Source organism: Solirubrobacter pauli, from assembly GCF_003633755.1.
GTDB classification, from domain to species: domain Bacteria; phylum Actinomycetota; class Thermoleophilia; order Solirubrobacterales; family Solirubrobacteraceae; genus Solirubrobacter; species Solirubrobacter pauli.
Map to the genome: position 1 here is coordinate 178,016 of NZ_RBIL01000001.1, position 26,786 is coordinate 204,801.

The 26,786-nt window shown below is 70.2% G+C and carries 29 protein-coding genes; 15 read left to right on the forward strand and 14 right to left on the reverse strand.

Annotated features, from left to right (window positions below; translation table 11 throughout):
* The first annotated feature begins 26 nt into the window (after window positions 1-26).
* The 3 genes from C8N24_RS00850 to C8N24_RS00860 all read left to right on the forward strand — a co-directional run bounded on the left by C8N24_RS00850 (window position 27) and on the right by C8N24_RS00860 (window position 2,191).
* Window positions 27-527 (forward strand): RNA polymerase sigma factor, encoded by a 501-nt coding sequence (locus C8N24_RS00850; RefSeq protein ID WP_121246869.1) that lies wholly within the window; start codon window positions 27-29, stop codon window positions 525-527.
* Window positions 518-1,414: a hypothetical protein gene (locus tag C8N24_RS00855; protein ID WP_147447528.1), complete on the forward strand. Its 897-nt coding sequence runs from the start codon at window positions 518-520 to the stop codon at window positions 1,412-1,414. Before C8N24_RS00850 ends, C8N24_RS00855 begins: the two co-directional genes overlap by 10 nt.
* Window positions 1,415-1,528: 114 nt before the next feature.
* The gene (locus C8N24_RS00860; protein ID WP_121246874.1) at window positions 1,529-2,191 is read left to right on the forward strand and encodes a glycoside hydrolase family 16 protein; all 663 of its coding nucleotides are present in this window, start codon (window positions 1,529-1,531) and stop codon (window positions 2,189-2,191) included.
* A 17-nt stretch (window positions 2,192-2,208) separates the two neighbouring features.
* On the opposite strand, the gene C8N24_RS00865 is transcribed toward C8N24_RS00860, so the two are convergent.
* The 3 genes from C8N24_RS00865 to C8N24_RS00875 form a co-directional block, all read right to left on the reverse strand.
* Window positions 2,209-3,225, reverse strand: a complete 1,017-nt coding sequence (locus C8N24_RS00865; protein WP_147447529.1) for a hypothetical protein — start codon at window positions 3,223-3,225, stop codon at window positions 2,209-2,211.
* Between the two features lie 43 nt (window positions 3,226-3,268).
* Window positions 3,269-3,679 carry a hypothetical protein gene (locus C8N24_RS00870; protein ID WP_121246878.1) on the reverse strand — a complete coding sequence of 137 codons (411 nt, stop codon included), beginning with the start codon at window positions 3,677-3,679 and terminating at the stop codon, window positions 3,269-3,271.
* A gap of 93 nt (window positions 3,680-3,772) precedes the next feature.
* Window positions 3,773-5,257: a glucoamylase family protein gene (locus tag C8N24_RS00875; RefSeq protein ID WP_121246880.1), complete on the reverse strand. Its 1,485-nt coding sequence runs from the start codon at window positions 5,255-5,257 to the stop codon at window positions 3,773-3,775.
* Window positions 5,258-5,334: 77 nt separating this feature from the next.
* Here C8N24_RS00875 and C8N24_RS00880 point away from each other — a divergent pair, with 77 nt between their 5' ends.
* The 3 genes from C8N24_RS00880 to C8N24_RS00890 all read left to right on the forward strand — a co-directional run bounded on the left by C8N24_RS00880 (window position 5,335) and on the right by C8N24_RS00890 (window position 9,814).
* Complete coding sequence (locus C8N24_RS00880; protein WP_121246882.1) at window positions 5,335-5,877, forward strand: CGNR zinc finger domain-containing protein; 543 nt, start codon at window positions 5,335-5,337, stop codon at window positions 5,875-5,877.
* Window positions 5,874-6,854 (forward strand): branched-chain amino acid ABC transporter permease, encoded by a 981-nt coding sequence (locus C8N24_RS00885; protein ID WP_121246884.1) that lies wholly within the window; start codon window positions 5,874-5,876, stop codon window positions 6,852-6,854. The genes C8N24_RS00880 and C8N24_RS00885 overlap by 4 nt, the downstream gene beginning before the upstream one ends.
* A 107-nt stretch (window positions 6,855-6,961) precedes the next feature.
* On the forward strand, window positions 6,962-9,814 hold the full coding sequence (locus C8N24_RS00890) for a M14 family zinc carboxypeptidase (protein ID WP_121246886.1): 2,853 nt from the start codon (window positions 6,962-6,964) through the stop codon (window positions 9,812-9,814).
* 57 nt (window positions 9,815-9,871) lie between these two features.
* On the opposite strand, the gene C8N24_RS00895 is transcribed toward C8N24_RS00890, so the two are convergent.
* On the reverse strand, window positions 9,872-10,918 hold the full coding sequence (locus C8N24_RS00895; RefSeq protein ID WP_121246888.1) for an aldo/keto reductase: 1,047 nt from the start codon (window positions 10,916-10,918) through the stop codon (window positions 9,872-9,874).
* 72 nt (window positions 10,919-10,990) lie between these two features.
* Here C8N24_RS00895 and C8N24_RS00900 point away from each other — a divergent pair, with 72 nt between their 5' ends.
* Window positions 10,991-11,542: a TetR/AcrR family transcriptional regulator gene (locus tag C8N24_RS00900; protein WP_121246890.1), complete on the forward strand. Its 552-nt coding sequence runs from the start codon at window positions 10,991-10,993 to the stop codon at window positions 11,540-11,542.
* 227 nt (window positions 11,543-11,769) lie between these two features.
* Here C8N24_RS00900 and C8N24_RS33195 read toward each other — a convergent pair whose 3' ends face one another.
* The 3 genes from C8N24_RS33195 to C8N24_RS00915 all read right to left on the reverse strand — a co-directional run bounded on the left by C8N24_RS33195 (window position 11,770) and on the right by C8N24_RS00915 (window position 13,524).
* The gene (locus C8N24_RS33195) at window positions 11,770-12,147 is read right to left on the reverse strand and encodes a hypothetical protein (protein ID WP_147447530.1); all 378 of its coding nucleotides are present in this window, start codon (window positions 12,145-12,147) and stop codon (window positions 11,770-11,772) included.
* A 312-nt stretch (window positions 12,148-12,459) separates the two neighbouring features.
* Window positions 12,460-12,660: a hypothetical protein gene (locus tag C8N24_RS00910; protein WP_121246894.1), complete on the reverse strand. Its 201-nt coding sequence runs from the start codon at window positions 12,658-12,660 to the stop codon at window positions 12,460-12,462.
* 270 nt (window positions 12,661-12,930) lie between these two features.
* Complete coding sequence (locus C8N24_RS00915; RefSeq protein WP_121246896.1) at window positions 12,931-13,524, reverse strand: hypothetical protein; 594 nt, start codon at window positions 13,522-13,524, stop codon at window positions 12,931-12,933.
* 62 nt (window positions 13,525-13,586) lie between these two features.
* On the opposite strand from C8N24_RS00915, the gene C8N24_RS00920 reads away from it, so the two are divergent.
* Window positions 13,587-14,159: a hypothetical protein gene (locus C8N24_RS00920; RefSeq protein WP_147447531.1), complete on the forward strand. Its 573-nt coding sequence runs from the start codon at window positions 13,587-13,589 to the stop codon at window positions 14,157-14,159.
* Between the two features lie 53 nt (window positions 14,160-14,212).
* The gene (locus C8N24_RS00925; RefSeq protein WP_121246900.1) at window positions 14,213-14,569 is read left to right on the forward strand and encodes a hypothetical protein; all 357 of its coding nucleotides are present in this window, start codon (window positions 14,213-14,215) and stop codon (window positions 14,567-14,569) included.
* Between the two features lie 44 nt (window positions 14,570-14,613).
* Here the strand turns inward: C8N24_RS00925 and C8N24_RS00930 are convergent, their stop codons facing one another.
* Window positions 14,614-15,309, reverse strand: a complete 696-nt coding sequence (locus tag C8N24_RS00930) for a hypothetical protein (RefSeq protein ID WP_121246902.1) — start codon at window positions 15,307-15,309, stop codon at window positions 14,614-14,616.
* A gap of 317 nt (window positions 15,310-15,626) precedes the next feature.
* On the opposite strand from C8N24_RS00930, the gene C8N24_RS00935 reads away from it, so the two are divergent.
* Window positions 15,627-16,931: a hypothetical protein gene (locus tag C8N24_RS00935; protein WP_147447532.1), complete on the forward strand. Its 1,305-nt coding sequence runs from the start codon at window positions 15,627-15,629 to the stop codon at window positions 16,929-16,931.
* Between the two features lie 165 nt (window positions 16,932-17,096).
* Here C8N24_RS00935 and C8N24_RS00940 read toward each other — a convergent pair whose 3' ends face one another.
* Both C8N24_RS00940 and C8N24_RS00945 read right to left on the reverse strand, forming a co-directional pair.
* Entirely contained in the window at window positions 17,097-17,510 is a 414-nt protein-coding gene (locus C8N24_RS00940) for a hypothetical protein (protein WP_121246906.1), read from the reverse strand.
* A gap of 191 nt (window positions 17,511-17,701) precedes the next feature.
* Complete coding sequence (locus C8N24_RS00945) at window positions 17,702-18,694, reverse strand: phosphotransferase family protein (protein ID WP_211339798.1); 993 nt, start codon at window positions 18,692-18,694, stop codon at window positions 17,702-17,704.
* A gap of 293 nt (window positions 18,695-18,987) precedes the next feature.
* Here C8N24_RS00945 and C8N24_RS33200 point away from each other — a divergent pair, with 293 nt between their 5' ends.
* The gene (locus tag C8N24_RS33200; protein ID WP_147447533.1) at window positions 18,988-19,200 is read left to right on the forward strand and encodes a hypothetical protein; all 213 of its coding nucleotides are present in this window, start codon (window positions 18,988-18,990) and stop codon (window positions 19,198-19,200) included.
* A 199-nt stretch (window positions 19,201-19,399) separates the two neighbouring features.
* Here the strand turns inward: C8N24_RS33200 and C8N24_RS00950 are convergent, their stop codons facing one another.
* Together C8N24_RS00950 and C8N24_RS33550 are read right to left on the reverse strand one after the other, a co-directional pair.
* Window positions 19,400-20,041, reverse strand: coding sequence for a glutathione S-transferase family protein (locus C8N24_RS00950; protein ID WP_121246909.1), 642 nt, complete (start codon window positions 20,039-20,041; stop codon window positions 19,400-19,402).
* A gap of 282 nt (window positions 20,042-20,323) precedes the next feature.
* Window positions 20,324-21,502, reverse strand: a complete 1,179-nt coding sequence (locus C8N24_RS33550) for an excalibur calcium-binding domain-containing protein (RefSeq protein ID WP_170178757.1) — start codon at window positions 21,500-21,502, stop codon at window positions 20,324-20,326.
* 156 nt (window positions 21,503-21,658) lie between these two features.
* On the opposite strand from C8N24_RS33550, the gene C8N24_RS33555 reads away from it, so the two are divergent.
* The 4 genes from C8N24_RS33555 to C8N24_RS00970 all read left to right on the forward strand — a co-directional run bounded on the left by C8N24_RS33555 (window position 21,659) and on the right by C8N24_RS00970 (window position 24,731).
* Window positions 21,659-22,864: a hypothetical protein gene (locus tag C8N24_RS33555; protein WP_170178758.1), complete on the forward strand. Its 1,206-nt coding sequence runs from the start codon at window positions 21,659-21,661 to the stop codon at window positions 22,862-22,864.
* Window positions 22,861-23,529, forward strand: a complete 669-nt coding sequence (locus tag C8N24_RS00960; RefSeq protein WP_121246912.1) for a GNAT family N-acetyltransferase — start codon at window positions 22,861-22,863, stop codon at window positions 23,527-23,529. Before C8N24_RS33555 ends, C8N24_RS00960 begins: the two co-directional genes overlap by 4 nt.
* 222 nt (window positions 23,530-23,751) lie before the next feature.
* On the forward strand, window positions 23,752-23,982 hold the full coding sequence (locus tag C8N24_RS00965) for a hypothetical protein (RefSeq protein WP_121246915.1): 231 nt from the start codon (window positions 23,752-23,754) through the stop codon (window positions 23,980-23,982).
* A gap of 44 nt (window positions 23,983-24,026) precedes the next feature.
* Complete coding sequence (locus tag C8N24_RS00970) at window positions 24,027-24,731, forward strand: YcnI family protein (protein WP_121246919.1); 705 nt, start codon at window positions 24,027-24,029, stop codon at window positions 24,729-24,731.
* On the opposite strand, the gene C8N24_RS00975 is transcribed toward C8N24_RS00970, so the two are convergent.
* A complete protein-coding gene (locus tag C8N24_RS00975) occupies window positions 24,706-25,872 on the reverse strand; it encodes a methanobactin export MATE transporter MbnM (RefSeq protein WP_121246921.1) in 1,167 nt (388 codons plus the stop codon). The two genes, C8N24_RS00970 and C8N24_RS00975, sit on opposite strands and share 26 nt — an antisense overlap.
* Complete coding sequence (locus C8N24_RS00980; RefSeq protein ID WP_170178759.1) at window positions 25,869-26,729, reverse strand: MbnP family copper-binding protein; 861 nt, start codon at window positions 26,727-26,729, stop codon at window positions 25,869-25,871. The genes C8N24_RS00975 and C8N24_RS00980 overlap by 4 nt, the downstream gene beginning before the upstream one ends.
* Window positions 26,730-26,786: the final 57 nt, after the last annotated feature.

Sequence of the window (26,786 nt, forward strand, 5' to 3'; positions counted from 1 at the left end):
GCGCCCCGGGTGGACACTTCAGGGGCGTGGACTTCGAGCACCTCTACCGGACGACGTATCCGAAGGTCCGGACCTATGCCCGGTCACTCGCGTCGTCGGAGGCCGACGCCGACGACGCGGTCGCCGAGACCTACACCACGGCCTGGAGACGCCAGGCCGACATCCCGCGCGGCGCCGAGCTCGGCTGGCTGATCGGGGTGACCCGCCGCGTGCTCGCCAACGCCCGCCGCTCCGAGCGGCGGGTGGGCGCGCTCCGGGCCCTGCTCGGCGCCCAGCCGCGCGTGGACGCGCCGGACCCGTCGGAGCTGATCGACGACGTCACCCTGCGCTCCGCGCTCCTGCAGCTCGAGCCGATGGACCGTGAGGCGCTCGTCCTGACGGCCTGGCTCGACCTCTCCGGCGCCGACGCCGCGCACGCCCTGGGCATCACGCCCGCCGCGTACCGGATGCGGATCTCCCGGGCGCGCCGGCGACTGCGCGCGGCCCTGAGCACCTCCTCGACCGTGGAGCACCCCCAATGGACGTAGATGAACGACTGCGCGCCGCGCGCCCGCCGGTGCCGGACGCCGAGCCCGACCGCGAGCTGCTGACCCGCGTGATGCGCGAGCCGGTGGCGCGCCGGACGCGGCGGCCGCTGGCCCTCCCCGCCGTCGCCGTCGTCGCGCTCGCGGCCGCGGCGATCGTGCTGGCGGGCGGCGACCGCCCCGACAGCGCCGTGGCGCTCTCGCAGGCGATGCGCTGGTTCGACCCGCCCGCCGGCAAGGTCGTGCACTCGGTGATGGTCGACGACGCCGGCCGCACCCGCGAGTTCTGGCAGGACCTGGACCGGTTGGAGGGCGCGCGCATGATCGAGCCCAGCGGGCTCGAAGTGGCCGAGGGCGCGATCTTCGACCCTGCGACGAACACGATCTACGAGGACGACGGCGAACGACCCGCGGGCAAGGGGCCGGACGCGAAGGCCGACGCGATCAAGCGGGCCAAGCTCGCCGCCGACAAGCCGGGCCGTGCCGGTGTGGAGCCCGCCGCCTCCGGCCGCACCCGCCCGCGCGAGATCGTGCCCCGCGGCGACCCGCTGGTCACGAAGGTGCGCGTGCTGATCGACGACGGGCGCGCCGCCGTGCGCGGCCGCGAGGTCCACGACGGCGTGGAGGCGTGGAAGATCACGCTCACCGACACCGCCGACCGCGATCCGTGGGTGCTCTGGGTACGCGCGGACGACGGCAAGCCGCTCGCGATCGACGACCCCGGCAACCCCGCGCGCGGCAGCTCCCCCACGCGCTCGCGTTGGACGACCTACGAGGTGCTCGACCGCGACGCCGCGCCCTTGACGCTGCGCGCCGCGCACCCGGACGCGACCGTCGTCCACGACGGCGCGCGCTTCGACGCGCTGCTCGCCCGAGTGGCCGCGGGCTGAAGCCGTGAGCCGGGCGTCGGCAGCGCGGGCGCCCGGCTCAAGTGCCCACTCCCGGTTTAGGACACGTGTCCAATCACGACCCATGGTCGCGCACGGCGAGCCGACCCATACTGCATGTCGCGCCTGCTGCTCCTCGCCGTCCTCGCTGTGCTGATCGTGCCCTCGACCGCCAACGCCGCCACCGCCACCGCGTTCAGCGACGGCTTCTCGACTTTGGAGGCCACACGCTGGACCGCGGGTGAGCACCAGTTGGGGCGCAGTGCGCTGACGGCCGGCAACGTGGTCGTCGGCAACGGCGCGCTCGCGCTCGTCCTGCCCGACGGCACCACCGACGGCGGGGAGATCCGCAGCACGCAGACCTACGCGAGCGGCGTCGCCACGGCCCGCATGCAGGTCGCGGACGCGCCGTCCTCGATCACCGGCTTCTTCCTCTACGCGGCGCCCGACTACGCGAGCGAGATCGACATCGAGGTCTTCAACGACCCGTCGGGCCGGGTGATGTTCACGACCTACGCCGGTGGCCGGCAGACGCACACCGAGACGCGCACGCTCGGGTTCGACCCGACGGCGGCGATGCACGACTACGAGATCGCGTGGAGCAACGGGCGCGTGACGTTCAGCGTCGACGGCACCGCGCTGCGCACCTGGAACAACGGCGTGACGAAGCTGCCGATGAACCTGTTCGCGAACGCCTGGTTCCCGTCCTGGCTGGACGGGCTCGCGCCCGCGGGCCGGCGGGCGACGGTCATCGATCAGATCGAGTACCGCCGCCGCTGACCCGCGAGGAAGCGTGGCTAGGCGATCACGCGCCGGATCGTCATGGTGCCGTACTGCGTGCCCTTCGCGACGACCGAGTTGCCGGCGAAGGAGAAGCGCACGCGGTAGGTGCCGCGCGCGAGGCGGAAGCGGACCTTGACGACGCCCTTGCTGTTGACCTTGCCCTTGCCGAGGGTGCGGAACTTCTTGCCCTTCTTGCCCTTGGCGACGGCGACCGTCACGCGGCTGCCGGCGATGGCCTTCTCGCGGACGTACGCGGCGATCTGGTAGCTCGGCCCGCGGCGGTCCGGGAAGTACACGCTCGAGATGTCGAACGGCGAGACCACGTTGATCGTGATCGGGGCGCTCCAGGCGGTCGCGTTGTTGCCGTACACGCCGCGCGAGACCATCACGTACTGGCCCGGGCCGTCGTAGGGCGAGAACTTGACCTGGCCGGTGGCGTCGTCGAACGGCGCCGAGTTGCTCGGGCCCGCGATCCCGCCGTCCGGGCCGATGACGCCGCCCTTGGCCCAGCGCGTCTCGTAGAAGTTCGCGCCCGGGTTGCCGGCGATCGGGATCAGGTGCGTGTTCGTCGTCAGGCTGTTCGCCGGACGGGTGAGCAGCGGGGTGGCCGGCTGGGTGAGCGCGACCGACGCCGCGACGTTCCAGCCGAACGTCGTGGTCTTCGGGGTGCCGCTGCAGCTGCTGCCGCTGTACGTGGTGAGCGTCAGCGCGTAGGCGCCGTTGCCCTGGAAGTTGATGCGGATGTTGTCGTCGCGCTTGGAGCCCCAGCAGTAGTCCGCCGTCGGGATGATCGACGCGGTCTGGCCCGTCGGGCCGGTGATGGCCCAGCGCCACGAGACGCCGTCGGCCTGCGGGACGTTGATCGCCGCCGTCACGTTGATGTTGCGGATCGACGCGGGCGCACCCGCGGTCAGCGCGAGCGGGTTGCCGTCGTCACCCGTGACGGTGGCCGTCGCCGCGTTCGCCGTCGCCGGCGCGGCGAGTCCCGCCACGACGACCGCCGCCGCGAGAATCCTTCCCCCTACCTTCAATGCTGCCTCCTACCGGAAATACGTCAATGGGGCGGGCGTAATCCTAGGAGGGTCCCTCCTCGAACAGCGCCAGTACGCCACCCCCCAACAACGCGACGCGCCGAACGATGCGGTTGAGCCCGCGATCGTCGAAGTCGCCGGAGAGGATCGAGACGTCGCCGGTGCGGACCGTGATCGTCTCGGGGAAGGCGACCGGCACGACGTCCGCGGCGAGCCCGCGGACGTGCAGCTCGCAGCGGCGGGCGGGGCGGACGGGGCCGGCCTCCGGTGGGCCGAGGAGCGCGTCGGCGGCGGCGTCGAGCGCGTGCGCCGGCTGGGCGTCCTCGTCCACCGGGCGCCAGCCGTGGCCGCGTCGCCAGAGCTGCCAGCCGGCGCCGCTGCGCCACTGCAGATAGGAGACGACGGCGCCGTCCGCGTACAGGCGGTAGGCGCTGGAGGCGGGGTGCGAGTTCACGCGACTTCACGGTCTGGGTTCCTCGTCCACTGGGGAGGCAAACGGGCGCAGCTGACGCCGCGCCCGCAAACCTCACACCCCGCCCGTCGTTCGTCAGCCGCCGGACGAACGCGCGCCGAACTGCTCGATCCCGATCACCGGACGCAGGCGCCGTTCGAGCACCCGGTCGCCGAACGCGCGGCGCAGCACGTCACGGTCGAGCGCGTTGCCGAGCGACGCCATGATCATCCCCTGGTCGAGCGACAGGTACGAGCCCGACACGGCCTTGGTCTGCACGTTGACGCTGTCGCGGAAGCCCCACTTCGTGTACAGGCCCGGGAAGTCGCGCTGCAGCCGGGTCAGGTTCTGCAGCGTCTCGCGCGGCGCGTAGCGCAGGCCGAGGAAGGCGGCGTGCGGCGTCACGACGCCGTTGGTGTACGCCGACGGCGGCGGGTTCGGCACGGCCGGGCGGCCGTCGCAGCCGCTGAAGCCGTTGTCGATCAGCGTGTTGTCCTTGTTCGAGGGCGCGCCGGCCGGGTCGAGGCCGATGCCGTCCACGCCGTAGACCGCGTAGCCGCCCTCGGGCACGTTGGACGGGGAGAAGCCCCACACGCCGTAGCCGGCCTCCTTGAGGCCGTGGTGGATCTGCGCGCGGACCGTGTTGGGGTGGTTGACGCCCCACGAGCGCGGCGCCCACTGGTCCTCGGGCACGAACAGGTCGGGCATCAGCGCCTCGAACATCGACCCGCTCCACGACGGCGTCACGAGCATCCCGGCGTACGGGTACGCGCCCTCGAACACGTTCACGCCGAAGTACGTGCGGGTCTGGCCGACCGGCCGCGTCTCCTGCCAGCTGTAGTCGCACGTGTCCGGGAACGTGCGCCAGCGGCCGTAGTAGGCCTTCTCGGGGATCTGGCCGCGGGCGATGCCGATGTAGTCGGCGATCCGGCTCTCGCTGACGACGGTGTCGTAGCAACAGGGGGCTTCGCCGGTGTCCGGCACGTAGTGGAACAGGATCCGGTTGGCCTCCGGCCGGTAATAGAAGCCGAAGTCCATCGACGCGTAGAGCGCGCCGGCGCGGCGCGAGAGCTTCGGGACGCTGTTCTCGACGATCCGCAGGCCGACCGCGAGCCAGCCGTTGTCCACCGACGACAGGATCGGCGTCAGCGGCGCGCCGCTCGGCGGCCACACCGTGAGCTTCTGGCCCGTGCGGTGGTCGTACCAGTTGTAGAACTGGCCGCCCGTGTTCTGCGGGCGTTCGAGGCGTTCGAGCGTGGTGAGCGTGCGCTCGAGCCGGCGTTCGAGCTCACGCTTGTGGATGAAGCCCAACCGCTCCGCGACGACCGCGCTCCACATGTACGCGCCGACGTTGGTCGTCGACGTCTGGACGCTGCGTGTGCCGTCGGCCTCGAGGATGTCGGCCGGCAGCCCGGAGCGCTCGTCGGTCATCGCCACGAACGAGGACCAGGTGCGCTGCGCGTACTCGCGCAGCTGCCGGTCACCGCCATGGCCGCCACCTCCCGTGGCGGTCGCCGCCGCCGGAGCGGCGAGTGTGAAGACGACGGCCGCGCCCAGCGCGGCCAGGACCTTGCTTCGCATGAACTCCCCCTGAGAGTCGGACGAAGCTCCAGTACCCGTTTTCCGCACGTGACCAGCAAACCCATTACGCTGGTCAGATGCGTCAGGAGGACAAGCGCCGCATCGGCGAGGAGCTCGAGCCCGGCGACCGGCCGAAGGCGCCCGGGCGATTGGCGCTGCTGCAGCGGTTCGTCAACACGCACAACCACGACTTCCCGCCCGAGTGGGATCGACTCGGGGACGCGCGGACGGCCAACGCGTGGCTCGCGAAGGCCGGGTTCGGCGGCATCGACACCGACGAGGACGCGCGGCGGCTGCGTGCGTTCCGGGAGGACCTGCGCGCGCTGATCGTCGGCCGGGCCGCCACGTTCCCGCCGGCCGGCATGATCGTCGTCGTCGCCGCGGACGGCCACACGCGCCTCGAACCGGCGGAAGACGGCGTCGACGGCGTCATCGCCACCGTCCTCGGCGTCCTCCACGAGGCGCAGCTCAGCGGCGACTGGGCCCGGATGAAGGCCTGCCGGAAGTGCGAGTACGCGTTCTACGACCGGTCGAAGAACCGCTCGGCCACCTGGTGCTCGATGTCGATCTGCGGGAACCGGACGAAGAACCGCGCCTACTACCGGCGACAGCGCCCGTGAGACGGGCGGCGGCAGCGCTCGTCGTCGCGGCCCTGCTTCCGCTGGCCCTCGCGCAGGGCGGCGAGGCCCTGCACTTCATGATCCTCGCCGCGGCGTACTCGGTGATGGCGCTCGGGCTCAACGTGGTCGTCGGGTTCGCGGGGCTGCTGGACCTGGGGTACGTGGCGTTCTTCGCGATCGGCGCGCACATGGCCGCCCACCTGTCCTCGACGTTCTGGGCGCCGGGCATCCACTTGGACTTCCTGCTGGTTCTCGTGGCGGCGGTCGCGGCGACGGCGATCGCGGGCGCGGCGATCGGCGTGCCGACGCTGCGCCTGCGCGGCGACTACGTCGGCATGGTCACGCTCGCGTTCGGCGAGATCATCGGGCAGGTGGTGTCCAACGGGCGCGAGATCCGCTTCCTCGGCGGGTCGCTCACGGGCGGGCCGAACGGGATCTCCGGGATCGACCGGATCGACCTGCCGTTCCTGGCGCCGTTCGGCCGGCTGGACCTGCGGCCGTGGTACTGGTTCGCGCTGGCGCTGCTCGCGCTCACGATCGTCGCGAACGTGCGCCTGCGCGACTCGCGGACCGGCCGCGCCTGGCGCGCGCTCCGCGACGACGAGCAGGCGGCCGCCGCGGCGGGCGTCCCGATCGCGCGCACGAAGCTGCTCGCCTATGGGGTCGGCGCGGCGCTCGGCGGCATCGCCGGCGCGTTCCTCGCGTCCTACCTGAGCTTCGTGAACCCCGGCCAGTTCACGTTCTCGTTCTCGATCTTCATCATCGCGATGGTCGTGCTCGGCGGGCCGGGATCGATCCCGGGCGTGGTGGCCGCCGCGGTCGCGCTGACACTGCTCAACCACTATGTCCTGCCCCGCTTCCCCGTCGACCTGAGCGGGGTCGCGCCCGGGATCTACGGACTGCTGCTCGTCCTTGTCATGCTGCTGCGGCCGGAGGGCCGCCACCCGATAGGCCTGAAAGGCGGTCGGCTTACTTGACTTTAGGCTGAGCCACGGCTAAGGATGAGAGGTGCGTTAGAGGGCGAGGAGCACTCGCCCTTTCTCCGGTCCATCCAGTGGAGGTCCCTCTCTCAGTGCCCCAAGTCATGTCCTCGCGGCTGAAGGCCGCGGCCTCGGTCGCCGCCCTGGCGCTGCTCGCGACGCCGGTCGCCGCATCGGCCGGCTCGACCGCCGGCCCGTCGGTCGCGTCCACCGCGGCGACGGCCGCGCAGGCCGCCGCGGACGTCAAGGGCTGGCCGCAGCAGAACGTGCTGCCGGTCTGGCCGGACAACCCGAACGACGCGTCGATCCCGATCGGCGTCACCCCCTACGACGAGATCGCGCCCAAGCTCAACGCTCTTCAGGCGCAGAGCAACCGGGTCTCGGTCCGAGTAGCGGGCAAGTCCTCCGGTGGTCGTGACCTGTACGTCGCGACGGTCACGTGGCCGGAGACCGACGCCGAGGCCGCGCAGCAGGAGGCCTGGAAGGACAAGATCGAGGACGATCCGGTCGCCGCCCGCACCGACGCGGCGCTGCTCGCGGGCTACAAGACCCCGCTGTTCGTCAACGGCAACATCCACGGCAACGAGTGGGAGGGCACCGACGCCATCCTCCGCGTGATCGACAAGTGGGCCAAGAGCACCGATTCCGCCGTCGAGACGCTGCTCAAGCGCAACCGCATCACCTTCAACGTCACGTCCAACCCGGACGGCCGCGTGCTCGGCACGCGCCCGAACGAGGCCGGCTACGACCTCAACCGCGACCTGACGATCGTCTCGCAGCCCGAGTCGCGCCTGATCCGCGACCTGACGGTGCAGACGCAGTCGCTGTTCCTGCTCGACCTGCACGGCTACGTCACGCCGACGCTGCTGTGGCCGAGCACGCCGCCGCACAACCCGAACAACGACTACGACCTCTACATCAAGCACGGCCTGCCGGCCGCGATCCAGATGGAGCAGGGCCTCAAGGACCTCGGCTACCCCGAGACGCAGAGCGCGCGGATCCCGTTCCGTGACGACGAGGTGGGCGTGTGGGACGACTACCCGCCGATCTACGTCCCGTCGTTCGCGCTCTACCAGGGCACGATCCCGTACACGATCGAGGCGCCGCTGAACCCGCGCGGCACGAACCTCAGCCTCGAGGAGCGCAAGCGCCGCTCGGGGATCAACACCGACGTGCACGAGGTCGCCATCAACAAGGCGCTCGCGTACATGCAGACCAACCGCGACCAGCTGATCTTCGACCAGGCCGAGCTGTTCCGTCGCGGCTGGGCGGGCGAGCCGACGCGTGACATCCCGGACAGCTTCGTCCCGGGCTGGGGTCCGGAGGACAACTACAAGACGCAGTTCCCGCGTGCGTACGTGATCCCGGCGGGCGCCGGCCAGCGCTCCGCCGCGGCCGCCAAGCGCCTCGTGGACCTGATCGTCGAGAGCAACGGCCGCGTCACCCAGGCCAAGGCGGCGTTCACCGCGGGCGGCAAGAGCTACGCCGCCGGTTCGTACGTGATCGACATGCACCAGCCGCTGCGCGGCCTCGTCAACACGCTGCTCGAGCCGGGCCTGGACATCACGGACCGCGTCGACGACCTCTACGCCGGCCCGGCCGGCTGGAGCCACGGCCTGACGTGGGGCGCGACCGTCGACACGCTCCAGAGCGAGTTCCCGGGCGTCGCCACCGAGCGCGTCTTCGCGGGCGCCGTCACGTCGGTCGTCCCGACCGGCAACACCGACCTCGTCCTCGATCCGCGTGACGCGGAGGACGTGCTCGCGATCAACGCGCTGCTCGGCCAGGGCATCAAGCTCACGCGCCTCGCCGATGGCTCCGTGCTGATCCCGGCGAGCGCTCGCGCCGCCGCGCTCACCGAGGCGCAGACGCGCGGCCTCACGCTCACCACCGCCCCGGCGTCGTGGAGCGGCTCGACGATCGCCGACAAGGTGGTCGTGGCCTACGTCGGCGGCTCCGAGGTGCGCGACGTCCTCAAGGCCATCGGCTTCGAGGCCAAGGCCGTCACGGCCACGACGCTCACCACCGCGCTCACCGCGGACGTCGACGTGCTCGTCGTCGGCGGCACGCTGAACCCGGCCACGCTCAACGCCGCGAACAAGGCCGTCTATGACGCGTTCCTCGCGCGTGGCGGCGGCATCGTCGGCCTCGGCACCGCCGGCTCGGCGCACACCACCAACGCCGGCCTGCTGACGGCCACCGGCACCGCCGGCAACAGCCTCACCTCCGGTGTGGCGAACGTCGTCAACCACGGCGGTCCGATCGTCAACAACGCCCAGCCGCACGCGTGGATCTTCCAGCCCGCGTGGTACACGAACCTCGGCCCGAACGCCGTCGTCGAGCAGTCGTTCGCGACTGAGCCGCTGCTCGCCGGCTGGTGGCCGAAGACCGGCACCCAGGGCCGTCCGGCGGCCGCCGGCAAGGCCACGGTCGTCCGTGCCGAGAGCGCCGCCGGCAACGGCGTCGTCCTGATCGGCACGAGCGTCGTCACCCGCCTGCACGCCAAGGGCCTGAACGCGACGTTCGGCCGCGCGATCCTGTTCGCGGCCGCGGCCAAGAACACGGCCGCGTCGACGTCCACCGGCGGCACCGTCGGCGGCTCGGTCCCGGCGACGCTGTCCCTCACGCTGGGCTCGCCGGCCTCGTTCGGCACGTTCAAGCCGGGCGTGCCCGCCGAGTACACGGCGACCACCGACGCGACGGTCATCTCCACCGCGGGCGACGCGACGCTGTCGGTGACCGACCCGTCCACGACGAACACCGGCTTCCTCGTCAACGGCGCGTTCAAGCTCGCGCAGCCGCTGCAGGGCCTGGGTGTCGTCAAGACGTGGACCGGCCCGACGTCCAACGAGAAGGTGCCCGTCACCTTCAAGCAGGTCATCGGCGAGAAGGACCCGCTCCGCACGGGCTCCTACAGCAAGACGCTGACGTTCACGCTCAGCACCACCACCCCGTAGCCCCGTAGCTCAAGCGGGCGGCGCCCCTGCGGCGCCGCCCGCGTCGGGCCGGGCCGGTCAGGCGACCGGCACGGCCGGGCCTTGGAGGCGCGAGCGATCGCCGTCGATGCCGTGGCGAAGGGCGGCGATGACGTCGTCGTGCGGCACACCGAGCCGGACTGCGCTGACGTCGTCCAGCCGCTGGTAATGCTCGGGTGCGAGCTCGAGGTCGAGTGACCGGAGGTACTCGTCCAGGTGAGCCGGCGTGCGAGGGCCGACGATCGGGATGAGCGCCGTGGACGCGAGCGATGCGCGCCGGCGCAGCCAGGCGAGAGCGACCTGGACGGGCGTGGTGCCCAGCTCGGCGGCGATGTCGAGCACCGCGTCGACCACCGCCGCGCGCTGCTCGGTGCCTTCGACGTCGGCGCCCCGCGCGCTGAGCCGGCCCACCTCGCCCGCGCGGTACTTGCCGGTGAGGAGCCCGCCGCCGAGCGGCGAGTAGAGCAGCACGCCCAGGCCGTGGGCGTCGGCCATCGGCAGCAGCTCACGGTCGGCGGAGCGCTCCGCGAGGCTGTACTCGGCCTGCAGACCGGCCAGCGGCGGGAGCCCACGCACCTGCGTCTGCACGGCCGCGCCGGGGATCCGCCATGCGGGGAAGTTGGAGAGCGCGGCGTGCAGCACCTTGCCCGAGCGGATCAGCTCGTCGAACCCGGCGAGGATCTCTTCGATCGGCGTGACGCCGTCCGGGAAGTGCGGCATGAACACGTCGACGTAGTCCGTGCCGAGCCGGCGCAGGCTCGCTTCCAGCGAGCGGACCATCGTCTTCCGGCCGTTGCCGGTCGTTCCCGGGCGAGGCGAGCGCTCACGCGTGCCGCTGTACTTGGTGATGACGACGAGCTCATCGCGGCGATCACCCAGCAGCTGGCCGAGAACCCGCTCGGCCTCTCCCCCTTGGTAGATGTTCGAGCTGTCGAACGTGGTCCCGCCGGCGGCGACGAAGCGCTCGAAGATCGCGCGGGATCCCTCGAGCCCGGCGCTGGCGTCGTGGGTGCCGAAGTTGGCGGTCCCCAGCGCATACTCCGAGACACGCAGTCCGGTCCTGCGCCCGAAGGTCAGATATCGCAATGGAGCTCCCGTGGATCGCTGAGTCGGGTACTACGATCCACCGTAGCAACAAAAACGAATGCTCGTTCTTTTATGCCTAAGGTCACCCAGGAACACCTCGACGCCCGCCGCCAGCTGATCGTCGACGCCGCGCGCGCGTGCTTTTCGCGTCACGGCTTCGCCCGCACATCGATGGCCGACGTCGTCACCGAGTCGGGCTTGTCGACCGGCGCGATCTACCGGTACTTCAAGAGCAAGGACGACCTCGTCGTCGCGGTCTGCGAGCAAGGCGCCGCCGCGTTCCCCACCGCGCTCACCGCCGAGGCGATCACCGGCCTCCTCGAGCACGTCCGCCGCCTGGCCCGCGAACACGGGCACGCGCGCCTGACCGCCCAGATCTGGGCCGAAGCGGCCCTCGAACCGGCCCTCGGCGACATCGTGCGTCACCAGCTCGAAGCGCTCCGCGCCGCCGTGGTCGCCCTCCTTCCCGAACGCCGCGCACCCGACGCCGACCAGATCGCCGAGGCCTTCGTCGCGCTGCTGGCCGCCTACAGCCAGCAGCTCGCCGTCCGCGACGACGTGGCCATCGAGCCATACACGCGCGCGCTGCTGGCCATCGTCGACAACCCGGAGAGCCCCTCTTGACTGTCCCCCACCCGGGGTGCCGCAAATGAGCGCCTAGGGGTGGCGCTGGCCTGCGGCACCCTCGGATGGTCGGGCGACGCCGGCGGCGTCTTCACCGAGTTGCCCGTGCCTCGGGTGCCGGGACGCATGGCGCTCGTGCATCGACTGGCCGACATCTTCGTCGCAGTCTTCATGTCCATGCGCATGCGGGCCGTGACGAGCTCGCTGGGAGGCGGGACAACCGTCGATCAGGCGGAGAGCAGACGTTGGTTCACGCGCTGCCAGTGCACCGGCCAGCTGGACGAATCGGTGTCGACGTCGAGCGCCCGCCCGTGCACCGGGTGTTCTCCGGGCACGGTCCGCATCGCGATCTCGGCCTCGTGAAGCGGGTAGCCGGGCACCTCGAGCACCGGGCCATCTCCTCGATCTGCGCGGTTGAAGATCCCACGACGGATCAACAGGGCGACATAGTCGATCCAGTCCGCGAGCTGGTTGAACCGCCGGGTGAACTCGTCTCCCGACACGTCCCACTCGAAGAGCGCTCCGCCCGGCAGCTCGTCGACGTCGAGCTCGATCGACATCGTCTGGAGGTTCTCGTACCCGACGTCCACGAGGACCAACGGCACCCTTCCCTCGAAGTCATCACGCGTCTGACGCCAATTCACCAGCGCCACCGACGGAGGGATGATCCGAGGCCACGTGTGCACCCGCAGCGAGGCCGCATCAACCAGCGTCCACAGGCGCCGTACCTGGTCCGGCAACCGCATCGGGGCGATCTCGGCTTCGAGTTGCTGCAACGCCTCCAGGGACGTCGGCGGCCGCCACGGCGGAACGTCTGCGGAGACCATCGCGTCCGCGAGACCGTCAAGCGCTCGTTCCAACATGCCGGTTTCTTAGCGCGCAGCGTTCGGCACCGTAGCCCTGCCTAAGTGGGAAGGTCAGACGCGAAGCAGCCTGCGAAGGTCGCCGGCAAGGTCGTCGAGCTCGTCGGGATCGCACGCGTCGAGATCGTCCTCGGCCACTGCTGCCATCGCTTCCGGGAACCGCCGCTCGAAGCTCGCAACCTTCTCCGGGTGGGCGAGCTCGAGCTCCTCTACGAGTTCGGCGAGGGTCATGTCGTCGCGGCGGTCGTCGATCATCACCGGACCCTAGCTCCCGGCCAACGCGAGCAGCGCGTTCGCTCGTTCCGCCGCGGGCGGCGTGCCCTGCCTTGCATGGGAAGCGATCGAGACGCCAGAGCGCGCACGACGTCGAGTTGCAGCGCGCTTCCCTCGCCAGGCTCAGGCGGCGGAGCGCGACGCCGCCGCACAGCTAATCGCGCGCGGTGACCATCACGTGAGGCGATCGCCACCACCGCGTTCGCGGCACAGTAGCGCCGATAGTGCGCGCAATCCGTCGGCGTCGAGCCCTCACTGCTCGCGCGCCACGACAATCCGGTGCTCGTGGATGATGCTCACGCACCAGCCCATAAGACGAAAGACGGCATCGCCGTCGCCAGCGTCGAGTTCGTCAGTGTTCTGCACGAGCAGGGTCTTGTTCGCCTCTTCGGCAGGCCCGCCGCGAATGTACATCTCGAACAGCCCGATGGCGAGCTTGCGCACCTCGGCTTCCGAGAGCTTCTCGACATAGCGCTTGACGGCGTCGCGCTCGGTCGTGCGCACGAGCTCGTCGAGCCGTCGCAGGAGCAGCAAAGCCCCGGATCTGGCCGGCGCCGCGCCGGCGAGGTCGAAGGCGGCGGTGTCGATGCGCAGCAGGCCCGCGGCGAGCGCGCCGGCGACCAACCCCGTGGCGATCCAGCCAGTCTCGATCCTGATGTAGTGGTCGACTAAGTAGGTGCCACCTGCGCCGAGAAGCACGACGAGGATCAGCAACAGGACGGCTGACAGGATCAGCGAACCGCGCACCCAACGCCACCAGAACCGGATTTCGATCGCCTCGACGTGCTGGGTAGTGAGCAACAGCGTGAGAGCCGCCGCGATCGCGATACTTGCAAAGTAGGACACCGTGCGGCGTACCCTAACGGCGTAAGCTTGGTGGAGTGGAGAGTTCAAACTCTGCCGTGTCCTTGGACGACCGCCGGGTGATCGCGCTCGCAACGGCGCTTGCGGCCGGCGAGCAGGGAGACACCCGTAGCGTCGGTGCGATCCACGAACTCGTCGTCCGGCGCCTTCGCGGCCGGATGCGATTGACCCGCTCAGAGGCGGAAGACGCCGCGTCCGAAACGTTGCGCGCATTCGCCGAGATGGCGGTCAACGACGAGATTGAGCTCGCTCGCTCCCCAGCGCTGCTGACCGCGATCGCTCAACGCAAGGCGGTAGACCTGCTCAGACGCCGGGAGTCGCACAGCCCGGCGACATTGCGCCCCGCGAGCGAGCCGAGCACGGAGGAACTCGTGATCGCGCTGCTCGAGCGCGACGCCGACGCGCGAGTCGTCCGGGCGGCCATGCGGGCCGCCTTCGCCATCGATCGGGGAGACATCGTGTACGTCGTCCGAATCTGGCTCGATCTGGCCGACGCGCAGAGCGGCGTGCCTTCTCTGCGAGAGGTCGCGGCCGAGGCACGGATCAGCCACACTCAGGTGCGCAGGCTGCTGAACGAGTTCAAGGAACTTGTTCCGCATCCCCCCTCGGGGACGTAGAAGCAGTTAGAGAACCGATGACCCACACCCACATCCCCACATCCGAACCTTCCATGCTCGCCGTCGAGATCGCCGGCAAGCTCGACCCGGACCTCCGACAGATACTCTCCGCGCTGGTGGGCATCCCGCGCCAGGACGCGGAGATCGCGCTCGTCCTCGTTCGGCGAGGCACGCTCGAGGCACTCGCCGCTCTCGACATTGTCGAGATCGACGGCGAGGACACACTCATCGGACCGGTCGACGCCGTCCGGGTCACCGATCGTGGTGCCGCAGTCATTAGTGCGTGCGCCGAGTTGGCGCCCGCATCAGACACACAACTCACACGTGACGAGTTTCATCGTCGCGTCTTGGGCGACGCCCACACTGACGTCCGCTTCGCCCTCAGCGGCGGACGCCGGGAACGGAGCTGACGACGAGGCCGGCGCGGCATCCGCTGCGCCGGCCTCCCGCCTACCTACTGGCGCTCGTAGTCGTCAGCGTCCACGGTTGCCAGCCGCACGCCTCCCAGCCGCAGCGATCGCTGGGACCACGCGATGACGCCCGTCGCCTGCACGTGGTCTGCCGCATGGCGGGCCGCCAGGACGAAACCTTCCTTGATCATCGTCCGCGCACGCTGACGCTTCGGCAGGTGCCGCGGGCCAGGCATCGCCTGAAGCAGTGCCTCCGCGGTGTCGGGCACGGGCTGATAGTGCAGCGGCGCCCGCGCGGATCGGCAGTCGTGATCAGGGAAGGCGTCCTTGAAGGCAGTCACTGCCCTCGCGCTAGCGAATGCAGCCGCCTGGGCGTGGCCGTCTCGCAGCAGCTGGCCCAACGGTGCGCGCCCGAACGCGTCCGCCACACCGAGATGCTCGAGCAGGACCCGGCGCACGTCGGCAGCATGCGCCGCGCCGAGGACATCGACGACCTCTTCTGGCGCCAGCACGGTGATCGAGTCGGGGGGATCGACGTCGAGGAACGCGTCGCGCTCCTCGTGATCCGTCCAGCGCGCCAGACGCCAGCCTCGTGCGGCATCCGAATCGTCGAGTTCCCACCGCGCGGCGGTGATTCGCACGCCGGGCGGCGCGAGCACCTCGATCCCGTCAGGCCGCTCAGCGACGAAGCACGTACCGTCACCGAAGCGCGACGGCGCGATCATCCACACGAGGGCCACTCAGACCCCCTCGCAACAACGCGGGACAGACAGGTGGTTGTCCTTACCCATGTGATCTCCTTTCGAGCCGACTCTTCTTGGACGGATGCCGTCGACGCCACAGGCTCTGGTGGCGTCGCTTGGTGCGATGTTCGTTGGCGATGAGGCCCCGGTCACGTGGTTCGGGCGTTGACCGCACAAGCTGGAGCGGTCCGGGGTGCTCGACGCACTTAGCCGGGCTTGCCAATGCTCCTACCGCCGTTGCATCCCCAAATGGTTCAGGTTTTCCTGCGTACCCGGCATCATGGCTATCAAGGACCACCTCGGAGGACACCTCGATGCCGATCGATCCGACGTCCAGCCCCACGCCTGAACCGCAGCCGACCGCTCGCGAGCCGGGTCGCCGGGTGCTCCAACCATTCAATCGCGCACTTGTCGCGCCGGCGAGCGCCGCGACAATCATCGCTCCGGCGGTGGAGATCGCCGTCGGGCTAGTCGGAACCGGCGACCAGTACCGGATCAAGCAGATGGTCGAGACGGCCTTCCGGATGATGTACGACGGACGCTGCGCCGAGGGGCTCACTATCGAGGATCTGTGCGCCGAAGCCCGCATCGGCCTCGGGCACGTCCGTGACCACTTCGCCGACGACCTGATCCTGATCGCCGACGTGGCCGTGCGCCTGATGCATGCCCTCGACAACCGTGGCGTCGCGTACGAGCAACTGACCACGATCGGGGTTCCGTGTCGGCGCAGCTACAACGGCCTTGGTGCCGATCAGATCCGCAACGCCGCCGCGGCGATCCGTTTCATGGCCCTCGCGCCGACGGGCTCCGAGCGCTCGGCGACCAGCATCGACCTGCCTCTAACTGAGGGGACGCGCGACGACCATACGTCGTCGCGCGCCGATGCCGCGCGGCTCAAGCACTTCGAGGACGAGATCGGCGTCCGTCCGCCCGGGACGCTCGCCGAGCATGCCGGGATGCTGCTCCGCTGGCACAACGAGACACGCGTGCGAACGAACGCGAACCGGTCCTTGTTCGCCGGCCGCGCCCTGTCAGCCGAGCAGTTCATCGCATCGGGCTTCTCAGACCTCATCGTGGCCGGTCCGATGCCGAGCGGTGTGCCGCGGCGTCGGCGCGAGACCGCGGGCGACGTCCTCTTCCCGGGGTTGCAGCACGAGCTGATTGCGACCCTCGAGGACTACAAGCGCAAGGCGGTGCTCTACCGCGGGCCGCTCTCCGGTCGCTACGACCCGGCCCGCAGCTCGCACGGTGTCTTTGAGCTGATTGAGCCCGGCCCGTCGCACCTCGAAGGGGTGCTCGGGAGCGCCGATGACTGGGGCGTCGAGTGGTACTGGTCGCCGGCCGACGAGCGACTGGTGCGGCGGGCCGTCGACCCGGTGCGGATCGAGGACTGGCGCGTCGTCGGGCTCGCCGACGACCTGGCGACCGCCGTCGCGCTGATCTCGCACCGCCTCCGCCTTTGGCCGCAAGCGTGCATCGAGCGCGCCGCCTCCGACAGCGGCATCGGCCTACTCCAGGCTCGCGGCGTACAGAGCCATGCCGTGCTGCGGGCGATCCTGCGGATGGCCAACGCGGCGATGGTCTCCGCCGAACGTCGCGCGCGCCTGGCCCGCGGGTAGGCGACACACATCGGTCATCCCAACGTGTACCGGCTCGTCGCGCTAACCGGGCCGGTCAAGCTTGCGGCTGGACTGGCGAAGGCGCTGCCCGTTTGAGATTGCCGCTTTCGCTTTGGACGAGAAGCAGAAGTCGCGCTAGCGGCGCGCAGCACACGAGTACGGAGCCTACGTTGCGGGGTCGGTTAGCCAGCGAGGCCCAGTGCCGTTGTCGACGACGACTTCAATTCCGTAGCGCTCGGCAAGTGGGCGGAGGACCTGGTCGTCGGCCGTGCAAAGCGCGATGGTGCGGATCCGCCGCGGTCCGGCGGGTCGCAGCAGTTCAGCAGAGAAGAGCGCTTGCCCGAGGACATTCATCCCGAGGCGGCTCGCCTTCGTCTGAATGACAACGACGTCACGGTCGACGAGATCGGGGACCTCGCCTCGGCCGGCGATGCGGGTTGGCTCGTCTGGCAAGACGAGACCGTCCAGGCGACGCGTGCCGGTGCGCGGCCCGGGAGCGACAGCGACAAACTCCTCGAACAACGTGCCTCCGATCGCCTGCCAGAGCCGGCGAGTCATCGGCGTCTCCTTGAGGCTCATGGCGCGACCCTACGCGGGTCGTTCGAGCCCGATGATCACCTCGAGCCCGTCGGGCCACACAAGTTCCGCTTCTCGATGATCTCGCTCCTTCCGGGTTCGGAGGTGAGTGTTCATCGAAGCACGATTCCTGCTCGCCGTCGAACGACGGTCGATCCGCAAGAGGGCGCCGCGAGGTTGCGCGCTGGTCGCGATCAGTTTCTCGCCAGGTCGGCTTGGCCGAGGCGCTGGCGTAGCCAGTTGAGCGCGACAAGTCCCTGCGCGCGCTGGAACCCACGCAGGAGCGGAATGCCGGGAGGCGGAGGTTGCAGCGAGCCGAAGACGAAGAATCCCGTTACGGCCGCGAGGACCGACGTGATCGCGTCCGGTTCGATTGTCTGCGTCAGCGGATGTGACGTGACGATCGCCTCGGGGTCACCGCCGCCCTGCATCGCGACGCTGGGCAGCATCAGGACGAGGTCGACCCACGGCGCGCCAACGCAGGCCCAGGGCCAGTCGACGAACACGACGCCGTCAGCGGTCAACAGCATGTTGTCCGCACGTAGATCGCCATGTAGAAGCGTCTGTCCGTGCGCGGCATCGGTCCATGAGGTCTCCCAGCGGGCCAGCTCGTCGACGTGGTCGCCGGCCCACGGACTCAGCTCAGTGACCGCTGCTCGATCGCTGGCCGCGAGCTGTCGCCAGCCGGTGAACTCGTCCTGCCAATGCTCGGCAGCGGCGGGTGCCGCGATGGGTGCCGGCGTCAAGGTCGCGGCGAGCGCCGCCATCGCCGACAGCACTTGTCCCAGCTCGGCATGGTCCCACGGCTGCCGCGGAGAGCTGCCCTGAACGTCTTCGAGCACGAGCGCGACCCAATCGTCACTCTCGACCATGTGCTCGAGCCGCGGCACGGGCGCCGAGCCGGCCAGAGCCGACAGCACGCACGCCTCGCGGCGCAGGATCTGCGGGCCGTTTGGCAGACATGCCTCGCCCATCGCCTTCACGAAAATCCGCCTGCCGCTCGCCAGCGTCAGCCGCGACGCCAGCCCTGGGGAGAAGCCGCCTGACGCACTGCGCTCCGCGACAACGCGTGAGCCCGAGGCCGATTCGACCGCCGTGCGCAGCGAACTCGGAAGCGCGCTCCATCGCAAGCGGGTTCCCCCCGATGCGGCCGGCACAACGATGTCGTCGCCGACGTCCCCTGACACGCTGCCAGCCTATGGGCTCCGCCACAGCCGGGTTCGAATCCGGCCTCGGCACCAGCCACGTCCAGATAGCGCGTTCCGACGAAAGGGGTCGACTACGACAGCGGCGCTGGACTTGTGCCGCGACGATTGCGGCGTACCCCTGCCGGCATCCCCGGCCGGTAGCCGGTAGCGGCGGGTTGCCCGCGTCCTCGACGGGGTCGCCTGCCGAGATAGTTGGGCGGTACTCGCACGTCCATGGCATAGCTCGCCATGAGCAGTCATCAACCATAAGGCTGTCGGGCGCAGGCACCGTGATGAGCTCGCTCGTACATGTGGCCCGTCTCGGCCGAGGTACCGGGAAAGTTTGGTGGACGAAGAACGCCACGGCGAAGAAGACTTGGCGGCACTGGTATTTGCCGAGCGGCCGGCGCGGTGAATGTGGCCCGACGACGATCGTCTACTACCACGACGGCGGCAAGCGCTACGGCGACCCGATCAAGGTGCGCTTCCGATCCGAGGGCGTCTAAGTTCGCGCACCAACGGTCGTCGCCCGCCGCACCCGGGTCCACGCGCGCTTGTAGGCGCGATGAACCGCCGGCATGGTCGAGGGCGTAGGAAGATCAAGAGCGGCGCTTTTCGTCGATTGCGCCACTTCGTTCGCCGGAGCCGGCCCTGCCGCTTCGCATGGAGCGCAACGGCGGCGGCCGGCCGGCAGCCAACGCTCCGCTACGGACGCTGATTGATCGCCAGCTGGGCGGCGAACGCTCGCTTGTATGCGGGCCGCGCTTCGCCGCGGGCGACGTAGGCGGCCAGCGTCGGGAACTCGTCGAGCAGGCCTGAAGGTCTTAGCCGGAGCAGCACCGACACCATCATCAGGTCGCCGGCGCTAAAGACGTCATCGAGCCAGTCGGCATCGCCCAAACGGGCAGAGAGCTGGATCATTCGATCGCGAATACGGTCCTTGACCAACGGCAGGCGCTCCGCGGCCCAGGGCTTGTCGCCCTCCGAGAACTTGGCGGTCACGAGTTCGAGGATCGGCGGCTCCACGGTGTTGACCGCGGCGAACATCCAGCTGATGGCCCGCGCCCGCGCGTGGGCATCGTCTGAGAACAGGCCGGCATGGTGCTCGGCGATGTACAAGACGATCGCCCCTGACTCGAACAGGGCAAGCTCGCCTTCCTCGTAGGTCGGGATCAGGCCGAACGGATGAAGGCGCAGGTGCTCGGGCTGCTGCTTGGATTGCAGGGAGACCAAGCGAACCTCGTAGGGCCGGCCCACCTCCTCAAGCGCCCACCGAACGCGGGTGTCGCGCGCCAGGCCCATGCCGCCGTCGGGCGACCGGTCCCACGCAGTGATGACGATCGTCATCGGGAGCCTCTTCTCAGTACGGGCATATGCATACGGACCAGGCCGGAGCCGAAAACTCATCGCCGGCGGCTGAAGCGGCTGTTCGCCGACGCGTCATCACGGCAGCGCTCGAACCGACGCGGAGACGCTCAGGCACTCCCAAGGACGATCAGCGGCAGTCAACGTAGCCGATCGTTCTGCGCCCGAGGTCGTCCCCGGAAGGAACGCTGAATCATCTCCCGTCTGGTCCGCGTGCCGGGCCACTTGCGGCCAGTGAGGGGTCGTCGGGAACGTTGACGGCTGCTACCGACGAATGGCTGCTTGACGACGGGCCATCGCCGCCTCGAATCGCGCGGTTCCTGCGATCTTGGCAGTGACCTGCACGCGGGTGGCCGCCCGAGCGACGGAGCGGGAAAGACGCATCCGCGTCTTGAAGGTTCCGCGCCGCACGACGGCCGTCGCTGAACGCGTCACGCTGCCGCGCGGCCGGCGGATCGTCACTTGGACACGCACCGTTCCGGTCACGGCTGAGGCGGCGGTGCCGGACACGGCCACCGTGCGTGACGACCGGGAGAGTTGAGCGCTGGTGATGCGAAGCCGCGAAGGCTCCCGAGGGATCGGAGTCGGCGTGGGTGTCGCCTGTGGTGCCACGCTTGCGCTCGGGACCGGTGTCGCGGTGGGCGCGGGCGGCGCCGGTTGAGGTCGGTCGTCCAAAGCCGCGAGCACGAGCGTGCTCATGGCGACCGCGTCGACCTCGGGCGCGGGTGTGTTCTGCATTCCCACTGTCGGCTCGACCGCTTCGCCGGTCAGATCCAGGCACCCGAGCCATCGGTGCCAGAGCGCGTCGACATGGACGGTGACGTTCTGGCGCTCAGGGGAGGCCTGATCGATCGAGTACATCGTGCTCAACCCGTTCTGCGAGAACACGTCAGGCACCAGCTGCGCTCGCGCGAACGCGGCGTGGGCTGGATCGCTCGTGAACGGCGGCCCACTCTGCGGAAACAGCTCGACCGTGATGCCGCTCGCCGCGGGGCCGCGTTGACAAGACCCCAACCGCATGACCACACGGTCTCCGGGCTGCCAAGGCTGCCAGAGCGTGACCTCGAGGTTGAGTGTGCCCAGGTCGGAGTCATAGACACCGATGACGCTGCGGATGTCGCTTCGCCGTTGGCTGTGCGTGGAGTCGAGCGGGTCGTCGACTCTGAAGGTGAAGATTCCACCTGGAGCCAGGGATCCGCCGTTCTGGCCCGGTGCGGCGCACGGGCACGGCAGGTCCTCGCACGCCAACCCATCGCGGTCGCGATCGAGCCCGTCGACGTTGTTGAGCCGCGAACCGCCGGCGGCATCGAAGTAGGTCTGCGCGGCCGCGCGATTCCGGAAATCCGGGCAGTCCCGATCAGCCGCCGGCGCGGGAACCGCAGCCATCACGGCAGCGCAGGCACCGACGATCATCACGCTCAGCAACCGTCTGACGGTGAACACGGCGCGCAGTATGTCGCCGCGCTCGACGTGCGATTCGACAAGCCTGACCGTTCGTGCAGGTCGGTGCGCTCTCGACAGCCATGAAACTGACGACGGTGAGGCGGCGCATGCTCTCCCGTCGCGTTCGAACTCGACGAACCGGGCAGAAGGCCGAGCATGATCCGCTTGCTCGCCTGTGCCTGCGCCGTGCTGGTCCTGTGGCCGTCGGTGGCGGCGGCGCAGGGCGAGGACTCGGAATGGGCCGCGGGCGGCGGCCACCTGGCGTTCCTCGCGCAGGACGAGCAGAACGTGTCGGTGCTTCGCGTGGTTGCTCCCGACGGCGCGGTGTCGGCACCGGAGGTGGTGTCTGAGCCCAACGCCGCTCCGGTGGTGGCCGTCGGCCCGCGCGGGGATGTGATCGTCGCGTGGATCGGTGAGCGCGACCGAGCGCTGCACGCGCGCTATCGGCCGGCGGGCGGGGTGCTGGGGCCCGACGAGGTCGTGACGCCGCAACGGGTGGAGTTCGGTGCCGAGGCGGTGGTCGCCGGCGTCGACGGCGCCGGCAACGCGACGGTCACCTGGTCGCCGGAGGACCGGGACGAGCGCGGCGGGATGCGGGTGCGGACGCGGTCGGCGGCGGGCGTGTGGGGCGCTCCGCAGAACCTCGGTGGGTATCGGGTGTTCGACCCGTCGCTCACGGTGACCGCGAACGGCAGCGCGTTCCTGGTCTGGCGGCAGGCCAGAGCGGCGAAGCACCCGAACCTCAACCAGACCGCGATCAGCGCTCGCGCGCCGGGTGGCGCGTTCACGGCGCCACGGGTGCTGGTGGGAGTCAACCGTGATCCCGGCGAAGCGACCGTGGCCGCCAACGACCGCGGGGACGCGATCGTCGTGTGGAGCCAGCTCGACGAGCACGACGACTTCCAGGTGTGGGCGTCCTTCCGCGGTGCCGGCACGCGGTTCGGACGGCCCGTGCGGCTCAACCGGTCCCGGGACATGGTCAGCCGTTGGGTGACCGTGCTCGCCGACGGGACGATGGTCATGGGCTGGACGAACAACTTCACCCGGCGCGTCGAGGCGCGCGTGCGCAACGCGGCCGGTGTGCTCGGGCCACCCGTGACGCTGACGGACGATCTCGAGGTCAACTCGGACCTGTTCCCGCTCGCGAGTGGAGGACTCGCGTGGGCGGATCGGGACCCCGGCGTCAGCCGCATCCGGCTCGCGCGCGTGGACGGGCTCGGGTTCAGCGCGCCGATCGACGTGGTGCGGGTCCATGGATGGTTCCTGGGACCGGCGTTCGCGGTCGGCCCGCAAGGCGTGGGCATCGTCCCGCGCCGGCCACGGCAGGCCGATGCGCCGATCCGGTGGCAGCCAGTGGGATGATCAGCAATGTGCGGGCGTCGCTACCGGCCGGTCCACTACGCACCGAGCGGCTCACCCTCCGCTCGGCCACCGCCGCGGATGCCGAAGCGACCTGGGCGTTCCGCAGCCTGGAGTCCGTGAACCGCTGGCTCAGCGGCACCCCGGCCGACCTGGATGGCCACAGGGCGCGGTTCTCGGAGCCCGCACGGCTCTCGTCGACCGTCATCGTCATGCTCGGCCACGGCGAGGACGCGCCCATCATCGGCGACTGCATGCTGCGCCGCGAGGACGGCTGGGCGCAGCTCGAGGTCGCGGACCGGGCCCGAGCGGTGCAAGCCGAGCTGGGCTGGCTCCTCGACCCCGCGCATACCGGCCGCGGCTACGCCACCGAAGCGGTCCGCGAGCTGATCCGTCACTGCTTCGAAGACCTCGGCGTGCGCCGCGTCACCGCGACGTGCTTCCTCGACAACGACGAGTCCTGGCACCTGATGGAGCGCGTCGGCATGCGCCGAGAGTCACACGCACGCCAGGACGCGCTGCACCGCTCCGGGCACTGGCTCGACACCGTCGGCTACGCGCTTCTCGCTGCCGAGTGGCGTCCCCAAGGTGTGGCTGGCACCACCAAGCAGGCACGACCAGCCACACCCGCAGACGCCAGCTTCCTCCCCAGAGCGACGGGGACGTGAGTGGAAGAGTTCCCAGTGTCAACAGACACTCTCCAGACCGAAGACCAAGGACCCTCCTCTCTCCCCTCCTCCAGTCGTCAGCGAGACCGCCTCTCTCCTCCCCAGGAACGCGCTCGCTCTCCCCACGACGCCGGCCTGAAGACGCGAAACGAAACCATCGGCCCCGCCTGACCAGCGGGGCCGAGTTCGTTAAGGCGGCCCGACGAGTTACCCTCAGACGCGATGGGGTTGGTCCAGGTAGCGCTGTACGCGGCGCCGTTCCTGCTGCTGTTCGGGTTGCTCGCCCTCGGGCGCTTCCCCGGCGAGCGGACCATCCTCGCTCGGCGTGTCGGGCCCACGCCGCCGCGTCCGCGGCCGGCCACCCGGCGCTGGGCGCCGGGCCGAGAGCGCACCCGGCTGTCGCAGCTCGAGCGCACGAGCCATCGCTTGCGCGGACCTCCGCTCGTGGCGTAACGCCTCGACCGTCCGCTCAAGCCCTGACTCGAAGGAAGTTCCTCATGCGCACAAGCATCGCCCTCGCCGCCGCGGCCTTCACGCTCGCCGCACCCGCCGTCGCCCAGGCCCACGTGACCCTGCAACCGAGCACGGCCGCCGCGGGCGGCTACACGCGCCTCAACGTGCGCGTGCCGAACGAGCGCGACGACGCCTCCACCCAGAAGGTCGAGCTGCAGTTCCCGGACGGGTTCGCGTCCGCCTCGTTCGAGCCGGTCCCCGGGTGGGACGTGAAGGTCGTCAAGAAGCAGCTGGAGACGCCGATCAAGACCGACGACGGTGAGATCACCGAGGCCGTGAACACGATCACGTGGACCGCGGACGACGAGGAAGACGCGATCCCGCCGGGCGCCTTCCGCGACTTCGGGCTGTCCGTGCGCATCCCCGGCAAGGCGGGTGACACGCTGACCTTCAAGGCGCTGCAGACCTACACGGACGGCGAGGTCGTGCGCTGGATCGGCGCCGAGGACGCCGACAAGCCGGCGCCCACCGTCGCTGTCACGGAAGCCGCGGGCGAGCACGGCGCCGGCGCCGACCACGCGACACCGACGGCCACGCCCGAGACCACCGACGCCGAGCGCACCTCGGCCACCACCGGCGATGACGGCGGCTCGAGCGACACGCTCGCGATCATCGCGTTGATCGTCGGCGCGCTCGGGCTCGTGGTCGGCACGCTCGGCCTGCTCAGCGCCCGCCGGTCCCGCGCGTAGCGAACGGGTCCGAGAAGCGCTTGTCGGTCAGGACCTTCCTGTCCGTCAGCGCTTTGAGGAACGCGACGAGATCGGCCTTGTCGCCCGGGCCGAGCTCGATCTGCGAGATGAGCGGGTCCTTGTAGGGGTTCGCGCGCCCGTCGCCGGCGTTCGGGCCGTCGGCGATCACGCGCCCGCCGCCGGCGTAGTGCTCGACGGCGGCCTCGAGCGTCGGCACGGACCCGTCGTGCATGTAGGGCGCGGTCACGGCGACGTTGCGCAGCGACGGCGCCTTGAACGCGCCCATGTCCTTCGGGTCCGAGCTGAGCTCGAAGACGCCGCGGTTGGGCTCGGGGAACGCGCCGGTGCCGCCGAGGTTGTAGAGGCCGGTGTTGTGGAACAGCGGCCTCTCCTTCGGTGACCCCTTGTAGGTGACCTGGTCGTTGAAGATGAACGAGCCGTGGCAGTGGTGGCACTCGGCGCGCTCGCCCATGAACAGCTCCATGCCGCGCTGCTCGGCCGGGGTGAGCTTGACCTTGCCCTGCAGGTAGCGGTCGTAGCGCGAGTCGGCGGACACGAGGCTGCGCTGGAAGGCGGCGATCGAGCGGATGATCGTCGTCCACGAGATCGGCCGCTTGGACCCCGGGAACGCCTTCGCGAACCGGGCCTTGTACCAGCGGTCCTTGGTGATCCGGCGCAGCACCTCGTCGCGGTTGGCGTCGGTGACGCCCATCTCGACCGGGTCGGCGCTGAACAGCGGCACCTCCATCTGCCGCTCGAGCGAGACGAGCGCCGGGTTGGCCCACGTGAGCGTCGAGTTGTAGACGACGTTGATCAGCGACTGCGCGCCGCGCGGGTGCACCTGGCCGGTGGAGCCGACGGCCTGCGCCTTGCCGTCCGTGAACGCCAGCTCCTGCCGGTGGCAGCTGCCGCACGACTGCGTGCCGTTGCCCGACAGGCGCACGTCGTAGAAGAGCCGCCGGCCGACCGCGACCTTCGCGTCGCTCATCGGGTTGCCCTTGGGCACGTTCGGCCTCGGGAAGCCCTGCGGCAGCTCCCACTTGTACTCGCGCGGCGCCGACGCGGACGCCATCGTCTGCACGACCACCGCCGCCAGGACGATGGTCGCCAGCACCAGCAGCCGGCGCCGCGCGGAGCTCATCGGCCGATCGCCTTGAAGACGGTCTGCGTGCCCTTGAGGCCGAAGGCGGCGAAGACGCCGGCGCACTCCGGGTCGGTCGGCGCCGACATGCAACCCGGAGCGTTGCCACCGTTGACGGTGACGTCGCTGCCGGCGACCATCGCCTTCACGTCGACCGCCACCTGCTGCTTGGCCGGGTTGAACTTCTTCAGGCGGATCGCGGGACGGTTGGGGGCGGTGCAGCTGACGGTCTGGCCGGTCGCCGGGTTACCGGTGCAACCGGCGCTGCCGAGGTGGACGAAGAACGTCTTCGCCTTCCACGTGCCGGCCGCTCCGCCCGGGTCGGTGAGCTCGATCTTGGTGAACTTGCGCCCGCCCTGCCAGGACCACGCCATCGCGGCGCTGTTGAGCGGCGCGGGCGTCGCCGGGGCGTCCGTGTGGTTGAGCGCGAACGGCACGCCGACCGTCCAGCGCGCGCCCACGTACCGGCCCGCGGGTGCCGTGCCGCGGACCACCGCGTTCATGCCGGGCGTGCCGTCGACCGCGCAGCTGCCGGTGCCGTTCTCGAGGTCGATGAGCGTCACGCCGATCCCGCCACGGGTCACGCGGTAGGTCGAGTTGGCGCCCAGCTTCACCGGCACGGCCTTGCCGGCGCGCGTGATCAGCTTGACCTCGGAGACGAAGAAGCGCAGGTCCTGCAGCTGCGCCGGTTGGGCGGTGGTGCCGAGCCCTTCGATCGGCGTACCACACGCCACGGGCTGGTCACCCGCCACCGCGGTGAAGCGGATGTCGACCTTCTGGTCCTTGGCGGCGGCGGGCGCCGCAGCGACGAGGGCGATGCCGAGCGCGAGCGCGCTCGACCGTCCGAGATGCTTCAAGTCGTCTCCTCGAGACAGAGTGGATGAAATGCCGAAAGGCGCGACGGGCGCGGGTGC